Below are 3,984 nucleotides of genomic sequence, written 5' to 3' on the forward strand. Positions count from 1 at the left end.
GCATGAACACTGGCATATCGATATTTCATACGTCAATCTGCGGGGTACATTTTACTACTTGTGCAGTATTCTGGACGGATGCAGCCGCTTCATCGTGCACTGGGAACTACGCCCGTCCATGATCGAGCAGGAGGTCGAGATCATCGTGCAGCGTGCCCGTGAGAAGTATCCTGATGCCAGGCCGCGGATTATTTCCGACAACGGCCCGCAGTTCATCGCCAGGGACTTCAAGGAGTTCATCCGGCTGGCGGGGATGACTCACGTCAGGACTTCGCCATTTTATCCGCAGAGCAACGGCAAGCTGGAGCGGTATCACAAGACGATCAAGGCCGAGTGCATTCGCCCAAAAGTAGCGCTGTCACTGGAGGATGCCATCAGTCAGATTGACGGGTACGTGCGTCACTACAACGAAAATCGATTGCACAGTGCGATTGGCTATATTGCTCCTATGGACAAACTGGAAGGCCGGGAGATTCAGATTTTCAAAGAACGTGATCAAAAGCTCGATGCCGCCAGAGAGGCTCGTAAACAAAAAAGACAGGAAATGAGGGCGCCCCTTGCTTCCGCTAAGATTTCGACAACAACAGACACCATCAACCAACTAACTCAGCAAACCCGATTCTCCATTTCCAGCTGAGGCAAAACAAACATTTGCTGAGCGTTTTAATGGCCAAAGCAATAAAAGCACCTCTGCTCTGTAAACATCACCCTTGATTCAGTCAATCGAGACCCCTATATTCCCGCCTGATCTTGCTGTTTGGCCCGCCGAATTTGTATCGATGCTTCCTGTCCTTCGCTTTTCAGCCGCTGGATAGTGGCCAGATAACCACCTGAAGACCCATGCCCATGCGTAAACCCCTGAAACAGGAGTGGCTGTCCAATCCTCGCGGCGATTTTCTTTCCGGCCTCGTCGTGGCCCTCGCGCTCATTCCCGAGGCGATCGCCTTTTCGATCATCGCGGGCGTCGATCCAAAAATCGGTCTGTACGCCTCGTTCAGCATGGCGGTGGTTTCGGCCTTCGCCGGGGGACGGCCCGGCATGATTTCGGCGGCAACCGGCGCGATGGCGCTGCTCATCGTGCACCTCGTGCGGGATCACGGGCTTGAGTATCTGCTTGCAGCTACGATTCTTACGGGCCTCCTGCAACTTGTCGCAGGCTATCTCAGGCTCGGCAATCTGATGCGCTTCGTCTCGCGCGCGGTCGTCACCGGCTTCGTCAACGCGCTGGCGATCCTCATCTTCATGGCGCAGCTCCCGGAGCTGACCGACGTCACCTGGCACGTCTATGCCATGACCGCCACGGGTCTCGTCATCATCTACCTTTTTCCCTATGTTCCGGTAATCGGCAAGCTCATCCCCTCGCCGCTGGTCACCATCGTCGGCCTGACCATCGCCTCGATCGTGCTCGGCCTCGACATCAGAACGGTCGGCGACATGGGCCAGTTGCCCGATGCCCTGCCGGTGCTCCTCTTGCCGAAGGTGCCGTTGACGTTTGAAACCCTGCAAATCATTTTCCCGTATTCGGTTGCGCTTGCCATCGTCGGTATGCTCGAATCGATGATGACCGCCACTATCGTCGATGACCTCACCGACACGCCGAGCGACAAAAATCGCGAGTGCACGGGGCAGGGTTATGCCAACATCGCCACCGGACTTCTCGGCGGCATGGCCGGATGCGGCATGATCGGCCAGTCGGTCATCAACGTCAAGTCGGGCGGGCGCACGCGCCTCTCGACGCTCACGGCGGGCATGTTGCTGCTCGTCATGGTGGTGTTTCTCAGCGACTGGATCCGCCAGATACCGATGGCTGCGCTGGTTGCGGTGATGATTATGGTCTCCGTCGGCACCTTCTCCTGGGACTCGCTCGTCAAGCTGAAAACCTGGCCGGTTTCGACCAACATCGTCACGCTGGCCACGGTCATCACGGTGGTTTGGACCCACAACCTCGCCATCGGCGTGCTGGTCGGCATCCTGCTGGCAGCGATGTTCTTCGCCAACAAGGTCGGGCGCTACATGGCGGTCACGAGCGAACGTACCGGCGAAGGCACGAGAAGCTACAAGGTTAGCGGACAGCTCTTCTTCGCGTCGGCTGAGAAATTTTACGGCTCGTTCGATTTCAGGGAGGTGCTCGACAAGGTGGTCATCGACCTGTCACGCGCTCACTTCTGGGACGTCAGCGCCGTCACCGCGCTCGACAAGGTGGTGCTGAAGTTCCGCCGCGAAGGCGCAAAGGTCGAGCTCATCGGCATGAACGAAGCCAGCGCCACCATCGTCGATCGCTTCGGCGTTCACGACAAGCCCGAAGAGGTTGAAAAACTGCTCGCAAGCCATTAACGGAGAACCGACATGCCAAAAGTAATCGCCTGTATTGACGGATCGGCTGCCGCCGAAGCGGTGTGCGACGCCGCCGTCTGGGCCGCCTCGCAACTCGACGCGCCATTGCTCTTCATGCACGTGCTCGAAAAACCGGAAATGCCGGTCAAGGGAGACCTCTCCGGCAACATCGGCCTCGGCACGCGCGAGCACATGCTCGAAGAGCTGGTGGAGCTGGAGGAGAAAAAGAGCCGCATCGCGCTCGAACTCGGCAGGCAGATGCTGGATGAGGCCCGCCAGTGCGCGGCGGAACGGTACGCAGACAAGACCGAATCGCTGCAACGGCACGGCAGCCTCGTCGAAACCGTGCTCGAACTGCAACCGCAAAGCCGCCTGCTGGTGATGGGTCGGCAGGGCGAAGCGCACGAAAACAGCCCCGGAAGCATTGGCAGCCACATCGAAACCGTCGTCCGCGCCATGCAGCGCCCGATTCTGGTGGTAATGCCGGGCTTCTCGCCGCCGCGACGCTTCATGATTTCCTACGATGCCAGCGAAACCGCCGAAAAAGCGCTCGACATGGTCGCCCAAAGCCCGCTCCTGAAAGGCCTCGAATGCCACGTCGTGATGGTGGTCAGCAACAACAAACCGGAGCACCACCAACGCCTCGACGCCGCCTGCCGAAAGCTCGAACAAGCTGGATTTACGGTCGAACGCTCGCTGCTTTCAGGCGAGGTCATCGAAACCCTGCGCGAGTATCAGGACTCCCACAGCATCGAACTCATGGTGATGGGAGCCTACGGCCACTCCAAAATCCGTCAGTTCTTTGTTGGCAGCAATACGACGAAGATGATTGGTTCAAGCCGGATACCGCTGTTGCTGCTGCGGTGAGAGGGTGAAAGGATCAAAAACAAAAGGGCGACCATAATGCGTCACCCTTTTTCATTTACGCCGAATGCGTTTCGGGTTTTCGTCGTCCTGATCCCAATTGACTGGATTGTTTCTGATATACGTTCTGATATTCTCCAAGTCCTGTTCATTTCTGATGACCCGCTCAAAGTAGTTCCGTTGCCATATCTTCCCAATCATATCCAGACGATTCTCTTCAATGTGAGCAAGAACATCCTTTACCGACATTGATTTGAATGCGCTGATAATCATTCCCAATGTAGGGGTATCGTGGTCCCCGATTTTCGGACAGCGGTTTAAGGTGGTAACTTGGCTGAAAACAAGGTCAAGTTATGAGCGAGAAAAAACGCAACAAGTTCACGGCGCAGTTCAAGGCCAAGGTCGCGCTGGAGGCAATCCGGGGCGACAAAACGACGAACGAAATCGGCCAGGAGTTCGGGGTACACCCGTCTCAGGTTGGCCTGTGGAAACGGGAAATCCTCGAAAATGCGCCCGGAATTTTCGAGACGAAGCGCGGGCCGAAACCAGTCGATCCGTCCTCGGATCCTGAAAAGCTCTACACCGAAATCGGTCGGCTCAAGGTGCAGTTGGACTGGCTGAAAAAAAAGTCGGGCCTTACCTGTGAAGCTGCGTAAAAGCTGGATCGGCGGCGATGATTCGTTGCCGGTTTCGACGCAATGCCAACTGGTCGATGTGAATCGCACGAGTTATTACGGCAAGCCGGAGCCGTATTCGCCCAGTGACGACGACCTGCTGATGCGTTTG

The 3,984-nt window shown here is 56.8% G+C and carries 4 protein-coding genes; all 4 read left to right on the forward strand.

Features of this window, described 5'->3' with window-relative positions:
* Window positions 1-637 (forward strand): integrase core domain-containing protein (locus tag EST62_RS02430; protein WP_134751601.1); only part of this gene is annotated, 637 nt, incomplete at its 5' end.
* A gap of 209 nt (window positions 638-846) precedes the next feature.
* On the forward strand, window positions 847-2,334 hold the full coding sequence (locus EST62_RS02435) for a SulP family inorganic anion transporter (RefSeq protein ID WP_129050522.1): 1,488 nt from the start codon (window positions 847-849) through the stop codon (window positions 2,332-2,334).
* 12 nt (window positions 2,335-2,346) lie between these two features.
* Window positions 2,347-3,201 carry a universal stress protein gene (locus tag EST62_RS02440; RefSeq protein ID WP_129050519.1) on the forward strand — a complete coding sequence of 285 codons (855 nt, stop codon included), beginning with the start codon at window positions 2,347-2,349 and terminating at the stop codon, window positions 3,199-3,201.
* Window positions 3,202-3,551: 350 nt separating this feature from the next.
* Window positions 3,552-3,854: a transposase gene (locus tag EST62_RS02450; RefSeq protein ID WP_129050521.1), complete on the forward strand. Its 303-nt coding sequence runs from the start codon at window positions 3,552-3,554 to the stop codon at window positions 3,852-3,854.
* The last annotated feature ends 130 nt before the right edge of the window (window positions 3,855-3,984 follow it).

It is taken from the genome of Chlorobaculum sp. 24CR, assembly GCF_004118635.1.
GTDB lineage: Bacteria > Bacteroidota > Chlorobiia > Chlorobiales > Chlorobiaceae > Chlorobaculum.